The sequence below is a fragment of the Nostoc sp. genome (assembly GCF_036917515.1).
Classification (GTDB): Bacteria; Cyanobacteriota; Cyanobacteriia; order Cyanobacteriales; family Nostocaceae; genus Nostoc.
This window is the reverse complement of sequence record NZ_JBALDE010000125.1, coordinates 1-19,029: the sequence shown is the minus strand read 5'-3', so window position 1 is coordinate 19,029 and position 19,029 is coordinate 1. Positions and strand designations below refer to the sequence as shown.

Sequence of the window (19,029 nt, the reverse complement as noted above, 5' to 3'; positions counted from 1 at the left end):
CTTCTTTTTCCATTTTTTCTAATCTCCGTAGACTTACAGTATGGACAATGCACAGTATGAACCCTCTCCTCATCCCTTTATTATGCAACACCAAATTTCCCTAAACTAGAGTCGATGAATTCGGCTCCTTGTTCTAACCAAGTAATATTATTTGCTCCAACTGCTGCTGCTTGTCGTTTAGCCTCTGCAATCATGTCGGGATCAGGATCGATCGCCACAACTTCTTCAAATCTGGTTCGCAGACCAATTGAAATTAATCCTGGACCGGTACCTAAATCAAGGAGTCGTCCTTGACCATTGAGATGAAATATTTCGGCTAGTTTGTCGAATACAACTGGTGGGTATTTGGTTCTATATTGAGCGTAGCCCTCTGCGGCTCCCTCAAATAAACTTGGGTCGTAGGTAGGAAGTGTTTTTAGTTGAGTCATATCAATTTTGAATTTTAGATTTTAGATTGGTAAGTAGAGACGCGATTCATCGCGTCTTTGAGGATAAAGGTGGAGAGAGAAATAACCAATGACCTAAGAATATTGCGTGATAACGGGTAGCTGCTCGTTAAGTACCCAATCGCCGATCGCTCGTAATTTGTAGTCCACAGGATCGTGCAGGGTAAAGGTTCGCAAATCTCGCCAGTAACGATCAAATCCATATTTAGTTGCTGTGGCGCGAGTTCCCGTAACTTCAAAGATACGGTTGGTAATATCTATACCTACACGGGTAGCTAATGCCTTGGAAGCAGAAACTGCGATCGCTACTTCTCCCCTTTCTTGATGAGTCAGTTCTGTATCCTTGTCCCATGCTGCTTGCACCTTTTCGGCTGCTTGGTCAGCTAGAGCGATCGCAGCTTGAATTTCTACCCAAAAGTCACCGTAATGATGCAGGATATATGGGTCTTGAGTAGCACTATCTACCCCTGATGTAATCCATGGTTTGGTAGTAGTTTTTGTATACTCACGAGCGGCGGCGAAGGCTCCTTTGGTAATTCCCAGATAAACGTTGGTTTTTGTTAGCTGGGCAATAATGCCAAGAAAAGTTGAGAAGGCATTATCAGGAGGATTTGGTGGCCCTAAAATCTCATCTTTTTCTACTAAAACATTATTAAATGTATAACTACTGCTATCAGTGCGACGTTGCCCGATGTTGTCCCAATCTTGATTAGAAACTAACCCTTCCCTTTCTTTGGGAATTATGAATATGAAGGGCAATTCTACGCCATCTTCCAAAGCGGAGAATACCCGATAATCTGCAATAGAAATACCTGTACCAAAGCTTTTAACACCATTAACCCGAAAGTTCTCACCTTCTGGATTAATTTTCAGCCTAGTGTCTTTTGTATTGATGGCATTTGCCCAAAATAAGTTATTCTTGGCAGTTTCTCTATAATATTTTTCCTTTTGGGACGGTGTGCCGGAAACATGACCCAAAGCTGTTAAATTGAGATGATTACCATACAACTGACCAATTGACCCATCTGCTTTTGATAACTTTCTGACAATTTTTAAGGCATCAATCCAAGTTGCACCAATCCCACCATATTGCTTGGGTACAATCAATGATAACAAACCACTTTCACGTAGTTTATTAATTTCCTCTTCTGGAACTCCAGCTTTAGCATCCCGTTCAACTGCGGATTGAGCAAGTTCTTTGGATAGAGAAGTTGCTAGGTCAATGTAGTCTTTTGGTTTTGTAATATCTAGCACCATAATCAAATCATCCTTTTAGGGATTTCCAAGAAATAAATTATCCAAATAAACGAACCACTCCAGACGCAGAGAACACAGAGGGAGGAGAAATAGAAAGAATTTTTGCATCAGTTTTAGGATATTTTTTAAACTCTCATTTCTCCGTGTCCTCTGCGGTTCCTTATTTAGGAGAAATGTAGAGTGGGCAAGACCCACCCTACAAGTGAACAGAGGAAATGGAACATGGAACGTTGTAAAAATGGGCATTGGTATGGGGCATTGGTTATTTTCCCCCTGCTTCCCCCACTCCCCACTTTTTATTTTTCTTCAGCAACCCAATCTGTTAAATTAAAGTCCGACTTTGCTAAACCCTGCGAGACTAAAAATTTCTTTGTCCCCTCTAAAAGTTTTACACCATCTGCTGGTAATGGTTCTTCTGATACCTGTTTTAGTGGGAACGATACTTTGATAATATCGATGGGATATTTAGTAGTTTGAGCGTGGTACTGATAATATTCTTCAGAATTAGCTTTTAAATCCTTGGCTGCTTCTGTGAGAATTGCATTAAATTTCTGGGGAAAATCAGGCTGTTTCGCCAGAAAGCTTTCAGTTGCAACAACTAATGATGTTCCTGATAGACCTTGATGATTCGCCGAAGAATCAATCACTGGAAACCCTTGCGATTTCAAAAAAGGCCCCAGATCACTTGAAGTTGCATAAGCAGCCACATCACCACGTTCTAAAGCCCCTTTTGCCTCAGTAGTCATCAAGTGGACAACTTTTACATCTTTGGCAATTTTAGCTTCAGCTAATAGACCCAGGAGGTATCGATGCATATAAGAACCTTTTTGGGTAGCTATTTTTTGACCTTTAAGTTCAGCAAGCGATCGCGGGCCATTCCTTTTCGCTACTAACCAGGCCGTTGTATTAAATTGGCTAATCCGCAGCAGTCGGGTTTCCTGACCCCTTGCTCTCAAAACTATGGCTGGTGTATCGCCTAAAGAACCAACATCTAATTGTCCGGCAACAAGCGCCTCATTGAGATCCGGCCCGTTAGGAAACCTGGCAAAAGTAATGTTTTTAAATCCTACTTTTTGCAATTCACGCTCTAATATTCCCTTTTTCTTTGCCCAACCAAGTACTCCTGTAGGTTGTGAACTACCTACATAACCTATTCGTAGGATAGAAATGTTATTGGAATCAGCGTTATTGACATTAACAGCCTCAATGGATTGAGCAGATTTAGTTTCGCCTTGGCTACATGCTGTAGTTAGTAGCAGTAGGACACAAGCCACTGAAGTTGATAATCTGGAAGTAAATTTATTTTTACTGATAGAACCTGTTCCTACTTTGAACGACAGCATGACTATTTTCTCCGTCGCACTATTTAATCTGCTTCAAAATTTGGAATGTTTGATCGGCTTTTGCTGTTGAAGTGCGTTTATGTCCCCAACCGATGTTTTCCCGATAACTACCCAGTAGACCAACTTCTGCCAATTCTGCTTCGTTAACTGAAGTCGTTACATCGCTCTCTGGTGCAACATAAAGCGCATCAACTGGACAATACAATTCGCACATATAACAGGTTTGGCAGTCACTCTGTCGAGCAATAGTTGGCGGCGCATCAGGTACTCTGTCAAACACATTAGTTGGACAAATATTCACGCAGATATTACATTTTATGCACCGCGATTCGCTAACCAACTCAATCACACTGCTGCTCCTATTTTAGATAAAGACTTTTCTGTACTCTGTAAAGGCTGACTCTTTACCCAGACTCGATCTAATCCACCACTAATCAAGTGATGCTGCTGGTTAGCATCAAGTTCTGGATGGTCTTGATGTTTGTGCATCCCACGAGTTTCTTTACGTTCAATAGCACTGCTGTACATCCATCGCGCTGTGGCTACCATTGCTGTAGCTTCTCGCGCCCGGATTAGCTCTTTATCTGATGTTACCTGGCTATTGCGGAGTTCTTGCCAAAGATGATTTAGCTTACCCAAAGACTTGGTTAAGCCTTGTTCTGTACGGAAATAGTTCTTTTCGTAAGGGAATACTTCGGCTTGGACTGCTTGAATAATTTCATCAGTTGCCAAAGTTTGAGAGCGATCGCTCCCACTCTGTAATCCTACTTCTCCAACACCCTTAACATGGCGTTGAGTTTTGTATTCCCCCAAACTACGGCTATATTCAGCAGCCGATTTTCCTGACCAATAGCCAGAAGATATTGCCCAAGCCGCATTATGACTACCACCGCCAGTGAATCCGCCACAAATTAATTCCCGTGTAGCGGCATCTCCAGCCGCATAGAGTCCGCGTACAGAACTTGCACAAGTCTCATCGACAATCCGAATTCCTCCAGTACCGCGCACAGTTCCTTCTAGGCGCAAGGTGACGGGGAAACGTTGAGTAAATGGATCGATACCTGCACGGTCAAAGGGTAAAAAGAAGTTGGGCTGTGCTAAACGCATAGATGCCCGCATCGATTCCGCCGCTTTGTCTATGATGGCATAAACTGGCTGTTGCAGTAATGTCTGGGCAATCACTGAACGTCTATGAGAACTTGCCCCCGGAATTACAGTACCGTCTTCGTAGGTAAAAGTTGCCCAATTATAAAACAGGGTTTTGGTGACTGAAGAAAAGGCGGGAGAGATGCCATAAGCATTAGAAAATTCCATACCTGACATCTCGGCTCCTGCTTCTGCCGCCATCAGATAACCATCCCCCGTCAGGACGTTGCATCCTAACGCTTTACTGAGAAACGCACAGCCGCCAGTTGCGATAATTGTGGACTGCGATCGCACTATCCATTTCTCACCAGTCTGACGGTTCACACCTGTTGCACCAGCAACAGCACCATCGTCATCAACCAGTAATTCTAAGGCGGGGCTGTTGTCTAAAATCTTGACTCCAGCGCGTTGAATTTGCCGCCGCATCAGCCGCATATACTCCGGCCCTTGCAGCGATCGCCGATAGGGTTTGCCTTCATCGTCGGTAGGGAAGGGATAACCCCACTCTGCTAACTGATTGACGTTTGCATAGGTCTGATCAAGTACCCGATCCATCCAGTTGCGATCGGATAAAAACCCACCCAACGATTCCCGACTTGCCTTTGCAGTTTCTCGTGCTTCTGGATCGGGTGGCACATACCACACACCATTTCCAGATGCAGCAGCGCATCCAGTTGTGCCGCAATACCCTTTATCTACAAGGATCGCCTTAGCTCCATTTGATGCAGCACTCCATGCCGCCCAAGTTCCAGCTGGTCCACCTCCAATTACAAGCACATCTGCTTCTAAGTCGAGTTCAAAATCGTTTGTTAACGTCTTCAGCATCTACCATTTCCCCTGGTTTATAAAGTCTTAAGCGTCAAGTCTTCACCCCATCCATGCTGCAAAATAAATAAATATTTAAAAATTGCGATCCCTCAATCCCATATAAATACTTTATCTTGATCGGCAAACCGTAGTTTAACATAATAAAGCTTTTCACAGTTTTCGACAAAAAGCAAGCATTTTACCAAACAACTTCAAAGGTAAATTTATGTAAAATCAACTTTGTTGGAGTGAGGCAGGAGGCATGGGTGTCAACTTAAGTTAAAACTCCTTTTCAAACCTCGTTTCCAGCCTCTAACTGGAAATGCTTGTCATTGCGGCTCTGCCGCGAGTCAGAGAGTGAGAACAAGACAATAAGACAATCTTTCAAAGCTATGTATAGACTGGTTTTTATGTTAAGTTGACACCACTGGGCAAGAGCCAGATAAACGGTTTTGTCTGGATAAGTAAAGACGCGAAATTGGATTGGGCTTTGTCTTTAACGTGTCTCTTTGTAGGTTAAAAGCGATCGCTCCTTTAAGACTCAAGAATCCCCGGACTTTTAATTAAACAAATGTAAGCAAATTTTTATTCAGTCCGGGGAGTGCCATTCGGTTAAAACCTAAAGACAGTACGAACCCAAGCAAATAAACTATCAGGATTGCTGTTATCCGAATCAGGTGCAGTAATCCAGATCAAACCTGGCGTCACCTCAATATTATCTCCGATTTTGTATTGGTAGAATGCCTCAACGTGCAGAGAAAGATCTCTGTCCGCTTGTCCTAGACCTTTTCCCAAATTTACACTATTACTAAGACTGATGAGTTTTGGCTCCATACCAACTAAAATCCCCCCTAGAGCACCTTCACTAAAAAGATCCGGGAATGCCAGTCCTACCGCCCAATCCATAACTTCACCATCTCCGCGCCCCAAATAGCGGTGTACCCCATAACTTACCCACCCATTGATTGCCAACTTGGGACTAACTTGATAGAACGCCTGTAGGCCATAAAGGTTGGCTAGAGTTGCTGTTCCATCCACGGTGCTGTTTGCCAGGTTACTCCCGACTGCTGGACCGAAATTTGTCCCACTAAAACCTATTGTCCTTGGTGGGCTATAGGTATTAACGTAAGTTGCAGCTACCCGAAAATTCCTATTACCGGAGTAGTATATTAACTGTGCTAAAGCTAAATATCTGCCTGTAAATAAGCCGTTATTAGGTGTGGGACTACCACCGTTTGCTGCGCTGTACGCTATCCCGAATTGAACCTGTTTGCCTAATCCCTGGAGTATGGCAATTCCAGGACCGGTATCTCCATAGTTATAGACCAAAGACCGCCGTGAAAATCGTGAAATCCCATTAGCACCAGTCACAGAAGACGATTCAAAATATGGGTTAACCGGACCAGAAAGACCTATCTCACTAGCTCCGTCAGACAAGGGAAAAATGTTGACTTGGGTATTTGGAAAAGGTAGAAACCGATAGCGAACACCACTGAGAATAATAGTATTGCGTGGAAAAGTAATACTGGAGTTATCAGCAGTTCTGCCCTCATAAGTTCCCAATAATGAAGTTGCAACTTTTGTTTGTCCCAATGATTCAAGATTTCCACCTCCTATGGTTATACCTAGTGAATCTTTACCGTTAAAACTGGTGTTTAACCGTAAAGAAGTTACGCCTTGAAGTGTGGGATTGTGAGGTGCTGGTCTCTTAGTGACGACGTTATTACCCGCTATAAGATCGCCAAGAACAATCTGAGATCGACCTATAAGTTTGGTTGTGGTCGTAAACTGAGTTGATTCTAACTTCGCATTTCGTACTTCCAAGCTATCTAAGCGTCCCCGAAGTTGAGCGAGTTCTGGAGAAAATTGTTCTTGTAGTTTTTTGATGGTATCCAAGTCTTCGCGTTTGACTAAATCTGTTGTCGAAGTCGCTATTAGTTCATTGAGGCGATCTAAAGCTGCATTCAATCCAGCTGCAAATTCATAGCGCGTTAAGGAGCGATCGCCTTTAAATGTACCATCTGTATATCCTGCAATTACACCATAGCGCTCAACTAGAGACTGTAATGCTTGAAATGCCCAATCTGTCGGCTTAATATCTGATAGTTGCGAGACAGATGTCACTTGTCCTGCTGCATTATTTGGAGCTTTTTTGTTAGCTGGCGGTGCAACTTGCAACAATTGCGAGACAGGTGTCACTCGATCTTGAAGCTCGTTTGGAGCTTTTTTACGAGTGACTGGTGCAATTGAAGTGTTTACTGTTTGATTGACAACTGCTTCTGGAGCTTTGTTTTGTTCTACTTCAGTCGGAGATACATCAGATTTAGGCAGTTCAGCCTGACTTTTAGCTGGATAAAAAACCAGGATAGTTAGAATATCTAGCAACGAAAGCAGAAACACTATGGATCTATAATTCCAGCGAAAATTCGACATGACTCCTTAACTCCTCAACCTTAAAGATGAATAAATTAGCTCTTAATTAGACGGTAAAACCATTAATAATCTCGCTCTAATCTTATTTGGAAATGATTAGAACACGGATTTAGTAAAGGTTTCACTGCTGATAAAAGCACAAGCTTCTAATAAATATCGAACTCGGTACTAAGTCATTGAATGTACAATCCAAAATTCGCCGAAAACTAGTAGTTCTGACGCTTGAAAGAATCATAGTAACGTCTTGAACGAGACAGTCACTGCCTTAGTAAAGACTTCTATCCTTTTAAGGGAAACTCAACCACACGCTATGTAAACTGATACTTCTGAAACATACTAATGCCGTTTTTTTAGGTTATGCTGTACAAAGTTAATCAATGGCTACTGACATTGACTAAAGCTTGATTTGGATGCAAGTGATTATTTGCCAATTAACATTAATTGAAAACACTATTTTGTAATCAACTGTATTTTGACAGCATCAATTGTTATTTAAGTACGATAGTTCTATCGATTTACCGTACTTTAGCACAATTATCTTTGCATAGAGCTTGGTACAATGCAAGACCTAGTACTTTTCATGAGGCGAAAATATGTGAAAATTCTTGGTTAAGTCAATTCCAGCAGCTGCGTAGGCGTAGCCCCTCGTAGACATCGCCAGAAATGGCTCATATCGTGTTTGGTTAAAGACTTATCATTAAAACTGCTCCAGGGGCAGAGGGGAAGGGTTTTAGGTTTTCTGCATAGATTCGGGAATTATAACTAATTAGCCAGACATGATATCAGTGGTAAAAACGAATCAAAAGCAGCAAATTGCCCAAGCTGTAGATAATTTGGGCTATACAGGTGCATTCTTACCTCTACTATCTCCAGCAACAACTGCCCTCTACCTTTCTTAGGTTAATACTTGTCTAATTTTTGAATAGTAGGATCTTCTAAATTATCTGGTTTGTTAGAATTGCTGGTTGAGTTGGAGGATTTGCGATAGAAACCACCTACCTCTGCCAAAGTATAGAGGGGCCTGGCTTTAACTTCTTCATAAATCCGCCCTATATACTCGCCTAAGATGCCAACACTGACTAACTGCACAGATCCGAGAAAGAAAATTGCCATCAAAATAATCGTAAACCCGGTTAAAGGCGAATGGGGGACAAAAAGACGCCAATACAAGACTAATAAAGCCATGAAGATGGCCGCCGCCGCTGCTACTAACCCTAAGTAAGTTGATAACCGCAGTGGCACTATTGAAAAGGACACTAGACCATTGATGGCAAGGGCTAAGGATTTCCTAAAAGTGTATTTAACTTCCCCAGCAAAGCGGGGGTTGCGCTCAAACCGAATTGCTGTTTGCTGAAAGCCAACCCAAGAACGCAGGCCACGAATATAACGGGTACGTTCTGGCATAGAATTGAGAATATCTACGATCTGCCGATCCATTAGACAAAAATCACCAGTATCAGTAGGAATCTCTACATCTGCAAGCTTTTTAAGGATGCGATAAAAGAAATAGGCAGTAAAACGCTTAAACCATCCTTCCTTAAGGCGTTGAGTGCGTTGAGCGTAGACGACCTGATAACCCTGTCGCCATTTTTCAACCATGTCGGGGATTAGTTCTGGTGGATCTTGGAGATCGGCATCAAGGATGATGATAACTTGACCCCGGACAAAATTGAGACCAGCAGTAACTGCAATTTGATGACCAAAGTTACGAGCAAAACTCAGATAGCAAATGCGTGGGTCTTTTTGATGAAGGTCTCGTAGTAATTGTAGCGAGCGATCGCGGCTTCCATCATTGATTAAAATTAATTCGACAAGCCCATCCATCCGATTCATTACTGCATTCAGTCTGCGGTATAGTTCTGGAATAATTTCTTCTTCGTTATAAATTGGAACAATGAATGAATACTTTGGTAGCATCTAAAAATATGGTTTAATTTTTGAACAGCCAAGCTAACAGACTGCTTGCGATCATAAAGGTTTGGTTGTCAGTATACCTAGTAAGACTCAAGTTTCATTTCCATAATTTATTTATTCTTCGGATTTTATGTTATCTGAAGAGTCTGATTCTTTAAGACTTTCTACAGCTTTTTTGGGAAAAGTCCGACGATGACGATACCAAGTAGACCCTGCTACCAGCATTCCAGTTAAACATAATGCAAGTACTAGCGGCAAAAAATCGCCTGTATTCACTGCTTTCAGACCAGAACTACCCAATAGTACAAAAGGTAAGACGCTGGGAACAGTACCAAGTGTTGTACCTAGAACATAATCTTTAAAACTGATCGAAGTCAGTCCAGCAACAAAGTTGACCAAACCATAGGGCATGATCGGTACTAATCGGATGGCAAACATATAAAAAAGCCCTCCACGTCGCACCTCAGCATCCATAGCTTGCCAGCGTCCTGCTAATCGTCTTGCAACTGTTTGGCGTCCAATAGTCCGAGTAAAAACAAAGGCAATTATTGCCGCAATCACTGCTGCAACACTAGTCCAGACAGTACCCAGCCAAGGGCCAAAAATCGCACCTCCAGTCAAATTTAGCACCGTTGAGGGCAAAACCAACATAGTTGCCACAACGTACAAAGCAATATAAATAATAGGTGCCCAGATCCCAGAAGATTTCAGCAATACTTGGATTTGTGCTGGTTCGATGCCGCCAAGAAGATATACTGCTATACCAGTTGCGATTATGCAACTCAGTGTGAGTAGCAAGATACCAGCTTTCAAGTTCCACACTAGAATACTCCTACTTTTTTGTAACCCAACCCATTTTTCTTAAACTTCCCCTTTAATTAATTCTTGAAAACTTTGGTTCTGGAAACTAGTACTCAGACAGATTAATTTTGATAAATTCGTAGTGTGACCACATTGTACTAGAGGAAATACAGCAGTTTTCAAGTACATAAGGTATATGTAGGACTTAAAATCAGACGTAGAGAGTTTCTACCTCCTGCCTGCAAGCTAGCAAGGCTTCTGTCGATGAAACCAGAAACGAACACTTCCAAGTCACAAAAACGTTGGGTAATTGACACAAAACTTGTATTCTTCACGACAGCCATTGTTGCAACAGAAGTGTCATGATGATAGGGATTGTGCGTAAAAACATCAATTTCGTAGGCAGTTTTCTTTATGAATCGTTAATCTATACTGGCGTTTTAAATAATTTCCTGTAGAATACTGACTATAAACTACGGCAATTCGGTCGAGCTACCGTATATATAAATAAATCTTGTACCCTGCCTAACACAAATGCAAATTCTTTGGTTTATTCCTACTGGATCTCATGACGGACGCTATTTAGGCACAGATATTAGTTCTCGGGTTGTCACACCTGATTATTTACAACAAATTGCCCAAGCTGTGGATAGTTTAGGTTACACGGGCGCATTGTTACCAACTGGAAGTTCTTGTGAAGATGCTTGGATAACTGCTGCTGCTTTCATATCTGTCACTAAGCAGATGAAATTTCTTGTGGCAATTCGTCCGGGAATTACTTCCCCAGGTGCTGCGGCACGGATGGCAGCAACATTTGACCGGATTTCTAAAGGAAGATTGTTGATTAATGTGGTGACAGGTGGAGATCCGGTGCAGCTGGCTGGGGATGGCTTGCATCTTAGTCATGACGATCGCTACGATCTAACCGATGAATTTCTCACAGTTTGGCGGGGTATCGTTAGCGGGGAAACAGTCGATTTTAAAGGAAACTACCTAGATATCAAAGGTGGTAAGCTCCTATTTCCACCAGTTCAACAACCCTATCCACCTTTGTGGTTTGGTGGTTCATCTGCTGCTGCCAAGCGGGTTGCTGCTAAACATATAGATGTTTACCTGACTTGGGGCGAACCTCCACAACAAGTGGCCCAAAAGATTGCCGAAGTAAGGAAATTGGCCGCAGAACAAGGCAGAACAGTCCGTTTTGGGATTCGCTTGCATGTAATTGTGCGAGAAACCGAGTCAGCTGCTTGGGATGCTGCCAATGAGCTAATTAAATATGTCAATGACGATGCGATCGCTAAAGCTCAGAAAGACCTTGCTAATTCTGATTCTGAAGGACAGCGGCGCATGAGTCAACTACATAGTGGTAGTCGAAAAGCCTTAGAGATTAGCCCAAACCTGTGGACAGGAATTGGATTGGTGCGGGGTGGTGCTGGTACAGCCTTAGTTGGAGATCCTGACACGGTTGCCGCTAGGATGCTGGAATATCGCAATTTGGGCATAGAAACATTCGTTTTCTCTGGATATCCCCATTTAGAAGAAGCGTATCGTACTGCTGAATTATTATTTCCACGTCTACCTTTGCAGAACGAACCTACACCTTTAACGCCACCAGTATTGAGTCCTGTTGGCGAAATCGTCACCAATGAAAAATTTGCGAAACAACTCACAAGTGCTTCATGACTAATTTGTAGTTCGTAATTAAAGAGTAAATTACGAATTATGTTGATTAAACTTCTAGATTCATCCTTCGGAACAATCTAAAATCCCAAATTCCATGACTATTACCCTTAAACACACCAAAAATAAAAATAATATATCATTGAGCCAGGTGTTAGAAAACCCGCAAATCGAAAAAATAGTTCCCTGGATTGTACCTATTTTAGTTCTAGTACTTTGGGAACTTGCTTCCAGAACGGGTTTACTCTCAACTAGAATTTTACCAGCCCCTAGTGGCGTAATCGCTACAGCCATTAAACTAGCCTCCACCGGAGAATTGTTCCAAAATATAGGCATTAGTGCTGGGCGAGCGATATCTGGTTTTATAATTGGTGGCAGTATTGGTTTCGGTTTGGGATTGCTCAATGGCTTTTCCCGTGTGGCAGAAAAGTTATTGGATAGTTCCTTGCAAATGCTCCGCACTATCCCTAATTTAGCATTAATTCCTCTGGTAATTCTCTGGTTTGGTATTGGTGATCAAGCTAGATTATTTCTAGTATCTATGGGGGTATTTTTTCCGTTATATCTTAATACATTTCATGGCATTCGCAGTGTTGACCCTGGACTGATTGAAATGGGAAAAGTCTATGGATTAAAAACACCACAACTTCTGTGGCAAATTATTTTTCCAGGAGCTTTGTCTTCGATTCTGGTTGGTGTCCGTTTTTCATTGGGAATTATGTGGCTGACACTAATTGTGGCAGAAACGATCGCAGCAGATTCCGGTCTTGGTTATATGGCAATGAATGCCCGTGAATTTATGCAAACTGATGTTGTGGTTTTGAGTATAGTAATCTATGCACTACTAGGTAAGTTAGCAGATTCTATTGCTAGAGGATTAGAAAAGAAATTCTTGGCTTGGAACCCTAATTATCAAAAGTCCTAAATGCTAAATTCATCAGAATTAAAGGTTGAAAATTTCTGATTTTAAATTTTGAGTGTGATTTGCTTTTTTGAATATTTCATCAGACTAATTAAATTTCAGTTGTTCTCGAAAAGGAGGTTTTGCAAGTGAGTTCAAACGTGCAGGGTACACAACTAAGTATTTTGGATTTGACGAAGGTTTTTGGTAATAAAACTGTCTTAAACTCGTTGAATTTAGAAGTTGAAGCGGGTGAGTTTGTCGCTATTGTTGGACGAAGTGGTTGTGGTAAGAGTACCTTATTGCGTCTGGTGTCAGGATTAGATAGAGTAACTTCAGGTGGAATACTACTGGATGGAGAACCACTGCATAAACTCAGCCGCTTCGTAACAATGATGTTTCAAGATTCCCGTTTGCTGCCGTGGAAGCGCGTTGATCAAAATGTGGGGTTGGGCTTAGAAGGTAATTGGCGTGAAAAAGCTTTGTGGGCACTTAATAAAGTCGGACTCAAAGATAGAGCTGATGAGTGGCCTTCTGTTTTGTCTGGAGGACAACGGCAACGGGTATCATTGGCCAGAGCGTTAGTCAGTCAGCCGCGTTTGTTGTTGCTAGATGAACCTTTAGGAGCATTGGATGCTTTAACTCGATTAGAGATGCAGGCTTTGATTGAAAACTTATGGCAAGAACGAAGATTTACTGCATTTTTGGTTACTCACGATGTAGAAGAGGCTGTGGCGTTGGCAGACCGAGTGATAGTGATTGAGCAAGGAAAGATTTCTATGGATTTGCCTGTGAAAATTTCACGCCCGCGGGATAGAAGTAGCGAAGTGTTTATCAATATTAGAGAAACAGTTTTAGAGCGAGTAATGAGGAATGAAAATACTCAGCCAACTAATCAATTGTTGCAGTTGAGTAGTTAAGATTTAGCTTTCGTTAGTTGATTAATATCATGCTTGAGGTAGCTGCGGTAAAATAGGCTACTTCGAGATTAAAACTTCCTTTGAAAAAGCAGCTATAGGAATCGAAAATTATTTATGAATACTTAAAATAACTCTCAACTCTCCTCTGTGCAGTTCTGAGTGATTTTTTCTATATTCACAAACTAGACAAAGTAAAACACAACAATTATTATTAACTTATATAGCTTTGGCTCTTCCGTACCTGTTAAGAACTTGACTTTAAAATCCAGGTTATAAGCCTAAATTTAGTGCACAAGTATAAAATATTATTAATAACAACTGATACTGATGCCTAGCAAGGGTTTCATACTTTTTATAAGACTCATTTAGTATACTAAGTAATGAATATCCATAGCTTTATTTAAAATAAACATCAATATCTATTATTTATATTTAATTTAATGATAATTAGAAAATTAACAAAGTATGATGCAGAAGATTATAGACAGATCAGATTAGAAGCTTTATATAAAAATCCAGATTCATTTGGCACATCGTATTCTGAAGAAAAAATTAAGACGATAGAACAATTTTGGGATAGAATACCAGATAATAATAATAACTTTATTTTAGGCTGTTTTGAAGATAAAAAGTTAATTGGAATAGTTGCGTTTCTCCAAGAATCAAGAATAAAATTCAGGCATAAAGCATACATTAGTAGTATGTATTTTCAACAAGAATATCGAAGAAAAGGTATAGGTAAATTATTACTAAATGAATTAATTGAAAGAGCAAAAGCTATTAACAATGTAGACTTATTATTACTTGATATTGTTAAAAGTAATTTTTCAGCAAAACAACTTTATTTATTATTGGAATTTAAAATATATAGAATAGAAGAAATGGCATATAAATTTAATTATTAATATTTTGATTTGAAGTTTATGCATTTACAGATTAAATAAAAATATCTGAACTTTTAATAAATATCATGATTTAAACTAATAAAAAAGGGCATTTAATTTTTTTAATCAAACACAGACAATTTTTAAAGATAGCCCTGTAAATAAAGAAGAGGTAATCTACAATGAAGCTGATTATACCGCTTGAACTCATTGCTGACATTGAGCCTCATCTACCACCTGATACGGAGGTTGTTACGGTAGATGTTGAAGGAAATTTCGACGGCGATGCTAGCGATGCTGAAGTTTATTTCAGTTGGTTTTTATCCAGAAGTCCGACACTGCATAAAATAATAGAAGCAGCACCTGCATTACGTTGGCATCATGCACCAAATGCAGGGGTGAATCACATTCTGACACCAACTTATTTAAAAAGAGATATTATCCTCACAAATGGGGCAGGAGTGCATGGGATTCCGATCGCAGAATTTGTAATCACTTATGTACTGGCTCATGCCAAACATCTTCCAGAATTATATGCTTTACAAGCAGAACGTCACTGGAAAAAAGGCTTTGCCATCCAAGAGTTAACAGATGCGACCTTGCTAATTATTGGCGCTGGTGGTATTGGTCAAGAAATTGCCGCCCGTGCTAAACCCTTCGGCTTAAGAATTATTGGCAGTCGCCGTCATCCCCAAGAGCTACCAAATTTTGATAAAGTAGTGGGTGCTGATGAATGGCGATCGCTACTGCCAGAAGTTGATTATGTAGTTATTGCGACACCACTAACTCCAGAAACCAAAGAATTTATTGATGAATCTGTATTGCGATCGCTCCCAAAACATGCCTACCTAATTAATATTGCTCGCGGTGGCGTAGTCGATGAATCGGCATTAATAAAAGCGCTCACAGAAGGTTGGATTGCAGGTGCAGCATTAGACACAGTTAATTCAGAACCACTACCGCCAGAAAGTCCTTTGTGGTCACTTCCTAACATATTTATCACACCTCATACTTCCGGTCATTCACCAAAAAGTAAACAGCGTTCAATAGCGCTATTTATCGACAATCTGAAGCGCTATCAAGCCGGTCAGCCGTTACGAAATGTAGTGGACAAAAAAGCAGGATACTAATGCCATTTCTTTGTGAGGCTGCGCCAAATTTTCTTTCTTCCTTTGTGCCCTTCTCTGACGAGACGCTGCGGATATTCCTTCTTTCAAGGGAAGACGTTAGCGCGAATGGAGAACTTGTGGAGTAGCCGATGCAGTATCTATGCGGTTCGTTCCTGATATAATTTGGCGCATTTTTATACAGAATTGGTATAAACAATTAAAAATCAAAAATGAAGAGGTGCTGCCAATTGGGTTGCACAATCCAAAATGAAATTAAGGAGTAGCAAATTGTGAAATTAATTTTACCCGATCATCTCATTGCAGATATAGAGCCACACCTACCATCTAATATAGATGTCGTGGAGGTCGATAGTGAAGGTAATCTTGATGGTGATGCCAGTGATGCAGAGATTTATGTCAATGGATTTTACCTGAAAACCTCTACTCTTGACAAAGTACTGACAGCAGCACCCGCACTGCGTTGGCAACAGTCACCAAGTGCTGGCGTGAATCACATCCTCACGCCAACTTTTTTGCAAAAGGATATTATCCTCACCAATGGCGCAGGGGTTCATGCAATTCCAATTTCGGAATTTGTACTGGCATTTATGCTCTATCACGCCAAGAATCTGCGGAAATTGCAAACTTTGCAGAATGAACACACCTGGGTAAGAGGAGTGTTTCTTGAAGAGTTGGCAGACGCGACTTTATTAATTCTCGGCACCGGAAATATCGGTCAAGCGATCGCATCTCGTGCCAAAGCCTTTGGAGTTACAGTTTGGGGTAGTCGCCGCCATCCTGAACCCCTACCAAATTTTGACAAGGTTGTGGGTGCTGATGAGTGGCGATCGCTCCTCCCAGTTGCAGACTATGTAGTTATTGCTACACCCCTTACTCCAGAAACTAAAGGCTTGATCGATGAAGCTGCGTTGCGCTCTATGCGTCAATCTGCCTACCTAATTAACATCGCTCGTGGTGCGATCGTGGATGAAGCCGCATTGCTTACCGCACTACATGAGGGCTGGATTGCGGGTGCTGGATTAGATACGGTTGCAACCGAACCTCTGCCGTCAGAAAGTCCCTTGTGGTCGTTGCCGAACGCCTTTATCACACCCCATTGTTCAGCCTTGTCGCCACGCCTGAGAGAGCGTATAGCACAACTGTTTATCGACAATCTCAAACGCTACCAAACTGGTCAACCCTTGCGGAATGTCGTAGACAAACAAGCAGGATACTGAGCAATTGAAAATTCCCAGCGTTCGCACGCAAATATTGAGGCAGTACGATGTATGCAAAGGAATTTGGGCAATCTCATAACCCAAAAACCAACAAGCTAGTTTTAAAGAAAGTGAGCTATTATCAATAACGTAGTCCAGAAGCTTTAATTAAAAACATTTGCCTTGTTATGTCGCTGGAATAAAGATAAATAAATGATAGAGTATATAGCGATCGCTATGCGAAAAATGTAAATAAGATATGGCTGACCAAAAAGATAAAGCTCAAGAAAAAAACCGCCTTGAACAGCTTCAAGAAGAACAAGGCAATACAGATTCTAAACACTCAGGGGGTGCTGGCGCTTCTGGCGGCAACTCAGGTGCAGGCAAATCTGGCACATCAAAAATTTCTGCCACTGGTACACCTGATGATATCGAAAAAATTGATCGGGAGTAAAGCTGACTTTGACAACAAGTTGAGGTTTAACTACCTCGGTAATTAGTAACTCAACTCAACAAAGTCCTGATTGGTTTAAGGAAACTGAGCATTGAATATGGGGAAGATTCCTTTCTCCTGCTCACTGCTTGTCCCTAATCTCTAGTCTTTAATCACTTGACTTTCAGTACAGATTTCCCTAATGACTGGCAAATAACATCATTCTGTGGCGTATGAATACGGCTACATAGAACGTCACTACCGTGACGTTCTAAAGGATTCCTTTTTAATAAACCAGGATTACCAGTTAGTTCTAAGGCAATCTCCACAGCACGAATCGAGTTGGTTGTAGTGAGATATTTAACAGCCTGTGCCTCTAATCCTACCCGAGGCTGATATTCGTCCTTGTCAATATTTTCAGCCAAACTATAAATCAATCTATTATTAGCAAATAGCAGTGCTTCTATCTCACCCACAGCAGTTTGGAAGCGTGGCAGAGTTGCCAGTGGCTCTTGGAGATTAGAAGGCGATCGCTCCCAAAGATATTTAGCAAGCCAGTCTCGCGCACTACTAGCAACACCGAGATATAAGGCACTTACTGTCAAACTGCCCCAAGTAGAAATTAGCGGATCAATAGATGGCGCAGCAGATATAGGGTTGATATTTAGAGCATACTCTAAAGGAATTAATACATTCTCTAAAATGAGGTCATGGCTACCTGTAGCCCTCATCCCCAGGTGATCCCAGGTTTCGACAATTCGCAAACCTGGCAGATCGCGCGGAACTAGAAAATTCCCAACTTGTGGTTCATCTTCGGTTGTCCGTGCCCAAACAACAAAATAGCTGAGGATAGGACTGCCCGTAGTGTATTGCTTATGTCCTGTTAAACGCCAGCCCTCTGCTGTTCGTTCGGCAATTGTCGCAGGCAATCCGCCTCTAGCTGGCGTTCCTAACTCTGGTTCGACACGGGCAGCATTCAGCAGAGCAATGCCTTCAATTGATTCACGACACAGCCGCTTATAGACTTCTGGATGCCAGCGGCGGCTATGGGCTGCATGAGCATGTTGAAGATAGTGCATTGTCAGTACTAATGCGGTAGAAGCATCGCCACGTGCAATTCCTTCAATCACCCGGCAGACAGTTGCCAACCCCAAATCCTGACCACCAAATTCACGTGGAATGGTGAGGTTGAGTAATCCTGCCTCATGCAAAGCTGTAAAATTCTCAAAGGGAAAAGAAGCATCTCTATCGTGTGCCCCTGCACGGGTGGCAAAATCTTTGGCCAAAGCCTCAACTCGGTCGAAAATATTGGGGATTTCTAAGCCTTTGGCTACAAAGGTTTCTGGCACTGCTTGCTTTAATGACATAAATACTCCTTCACAATTCACTGTACTACTAAACCAGAGATGTTTTTCAATATGGAAGCATCTTAAGTTTGCAGGAACTATCAATTTTTCGTACGCCGCCAGTCTTTCCTCAATCCCCAATCCTCATTACCCTAATATTACTTCTAGCGGTTCATGAATATACTACTTAAAATCGACCGATCTTTAGTAATTAGTGATTTGTGTTAAGTATGACACAAACTACTTTCATAGAGCAAGCCAAGCAGAGAATTTAGCGATCGCCCCACAACTTAGGAACTGGGCGTTGCATAAGTGCGGGATGAATCAGGTTAACACGGGTATTTTCCCGTACTTCAAGTAATGAAGTAATAATCGAATTGAATACTTCAGCA

Annotated in this window: 16 protein-coding genes; 7 read left to right on the top strand and 9 right to left on the bottom strand. The window is 41.5% G+C overall.

Annotation, left to right across the window (positions count from 1 at the left end; all coding sequences use genetic code 11):
- Positions 1–80: 80 nt before the first annotated feature.
- The 8 genes from V7K89_RS16310 to V7K89_RS16275 all read right to left on the bottom strand — a co-directional run bounded on the left by V7K89_RS16310 (position 81) and on the right by V7K89_RS16275 (position 10,168).
- Entirely contained in the window at positions 81–428 is a 348-nt protein-coding gene (locus V7K89_RS16310; RefSeq protein WP_335188829.1) for a class I SAM-dependent methyltransferase, read from the bottom strand.
- A gap of 93 nt (positions 429–521) precedes the next feature.
- Positions 522–1,703, bottom strand: coding sequence for an acyl-CoA dehydrogenase family protein (locus V7K89_RS16305; RefSeq protein ID WP_335188827.1), 1,182 nt, complete (start codon positions 1,701–1,703; stop codon positions 522–524).
- 296 nt (positions 1,704–1,999) lie between these two features.
- A complete protein-coding gene (locus V7K89_RS16300) occupies positions 2,000–3,046 on the bottom strand; it encodes an ABC transporter substrate-binding protein (protein WP_335188825.1) in 1,047 nt (348 codons plus the stop codon).
- 19 nt (positions 3,047–3,065) lie between these two features.
- Complete coding sequence (locus V7K89_RS16295; RefSeq protein WP_335188823.1) at positions 3,066–3,395, bottom strand: ferredoxin family protein; 330 nt, start codon at positions 3,393–3,395, stop codon at positions 3,066–3,068.
- Positions 3,392–5,017 (bottom strand): FAD-binding protein, encoded by a 1,626-nt coding sequence (locus V7K89_RS16290; RefSeq protein WP_335188821.1) that lies wholly within the window; start codon positions 5,015–5,017, stop codon positions 3,392–3,394. Before V7K89_RS16290 ends, V7K89_RS16295 begins: the two co-directional genes overlap by 4 nt.
- A gap of 594 nt (positions 5,018–5,611) precedes the next feature.
- The gene (locus V7K89_RS16285) at positions 5,612–7,432 is read right to left on the bottom strand and encodes an iron uptake porin (RefSeq protein ID WP_335188819.1); all 1,821 of its coding nucleotides are present in this window, start codon (positions 7,430–7,432) and stop codon (positions 5,612–5,614) included.
- A gap of 900 nt (positions 7,433–8,332) precedes the next feature.
- Positions 8,333–9,349 (bottom strand): glycosyltransferase family 2 protein, encoded by a 1,017-nt coding sequence (locus tag V7K89_RS16280; RefSeq protein WP_335188816.1) that lies wholly within the window; start codon positions 9,347–9,349, stop codon positions 8,333–8,335.
- A gap of 111 nt (positions 9,350–9,460) precedes the next feature.
- On the bottom strand, positions 9,461–10,168 hold the full coding sequence (locus V7K89_RS16275) for a TVP38/TMEM64 family protein (protein ID WP_335188814.1): 708 nt from the start codon (positions 10,166–10,168) through the stop codon (positions 9,461–9,463).
- 513 nt (positions 10,169–10,681) lie between these two features.
- Between V7K89_RS16275 and ssuD the strand changes: the two genes are divergently transcribed.
- The 7 genes from ssuD to V7K89_RS16240 all read left to right on the top strand — a co-directional run bounded on the left by ssuD (position 10,682) and on the right by V7K89_RS16240 (position 17,312).
- Positions 10,682–11,830: an FMNH2-dependent alkanesulfonate monooxygenase gene (gene ssuD, locus V7K89_RS16270; protein WP_335188812.1), complete on the top strand. Its 1,149-nt coding sequence runs from the start codon at positions 10,682–10,684 to the stop codon at positions 11,828–11,830.
- 94 nt (positions 11,831–11,924) lie between these two features.
- Positions 11,925–12,752: an aliphatic sulfonate ABC transporter permease SsuC gene (gene ssuC / locus V7K89_RS16265; RefSeq protein WP_335188810.1), complete on the top strand. Its 828-nt coding sequence runs from the start codon at positions 11,925–11,927 to the stop codon at positions 12,750–12,752.
- A gap of 125 nt (positions 12,753–12,877) precedes the next feature.
- Positions 12,878–13,648: an ATP-binding cassette domain-containing protein gene (locus V7K89_RS16260; protein ID WP_335188808.1), complete on the top strand. Its 771-nt coding sequence runs from the start codon at positions 12,878–12,880 to the stop codon at positions 13,646–13,648.
- Positions 13,649–14,088: 440 nt separating this feature from the next.
- Complete coding sequence (locus V7K89_RS16255) at positions 14,089–14,553, top strand: GNAT family N-acetyltransferase (RefSeq protein WP_335188806.1); 465 nt, start codon at positions 14,089–14,091, stop codon at positions 14,551–14,553.
- 161 nt (positions 14,554–14,714) lie between these two features.
- Positions 14,715–15,662: a D-2-hydroxyacid dehydrogenase gene (locus V7K89_RS16250; protein WP_335188804.1), complete on the top strand. Its 948-nt coding sequence runs from the start codon at positions 14,715–14,717 to the stop codon at positions 15,660–15,662.
- Between the two features lie 269 nt (positions 15,663–15,931).
- Positions 15,932–16,879: a D-2-hydroxyacid dehydrogenase gene (locus tag V7K89_RS16245; protein WP_335188802.1), complete on the top strand. Its 948-nt coding sequence runs from the start codon at positions 15,932–15,934 to the stop codon at positions 16,877–16,879.
- 238 nt (positions 16,880–17,117) lie between these two features.
- Complete coding sequence (locus tag V7K89_RS16240; protein ID WP_335188800.1) at positions 17,118–17,312, top strand: hypothetical protein; 195 nt, start codon at positions 17,118–17,120, stop codon at positions 17,310–17,312.
- A gap of 152 nt (positions 17,313–17,464) precedes the next feature.
- Here the strand turns inward: V7K89_RS16240 and V7K89_RS16235 are convergent, their stop codons facing one another.
- Positions 17,465–18,658 (bottom strand): acyl-CoA dehydrogenase family protein, encoded by a 1,194-nt coding sequence (locus V7K89_RS16235; RefSeq protein ID WP_335188798.1) that lies wholly within the window; start codon positions 18,656–18,658, stop codon positions 17,465–17,467.
- Between the last annotated feature and the right edge of the window lie 371 nt (positions 18,659–19,029).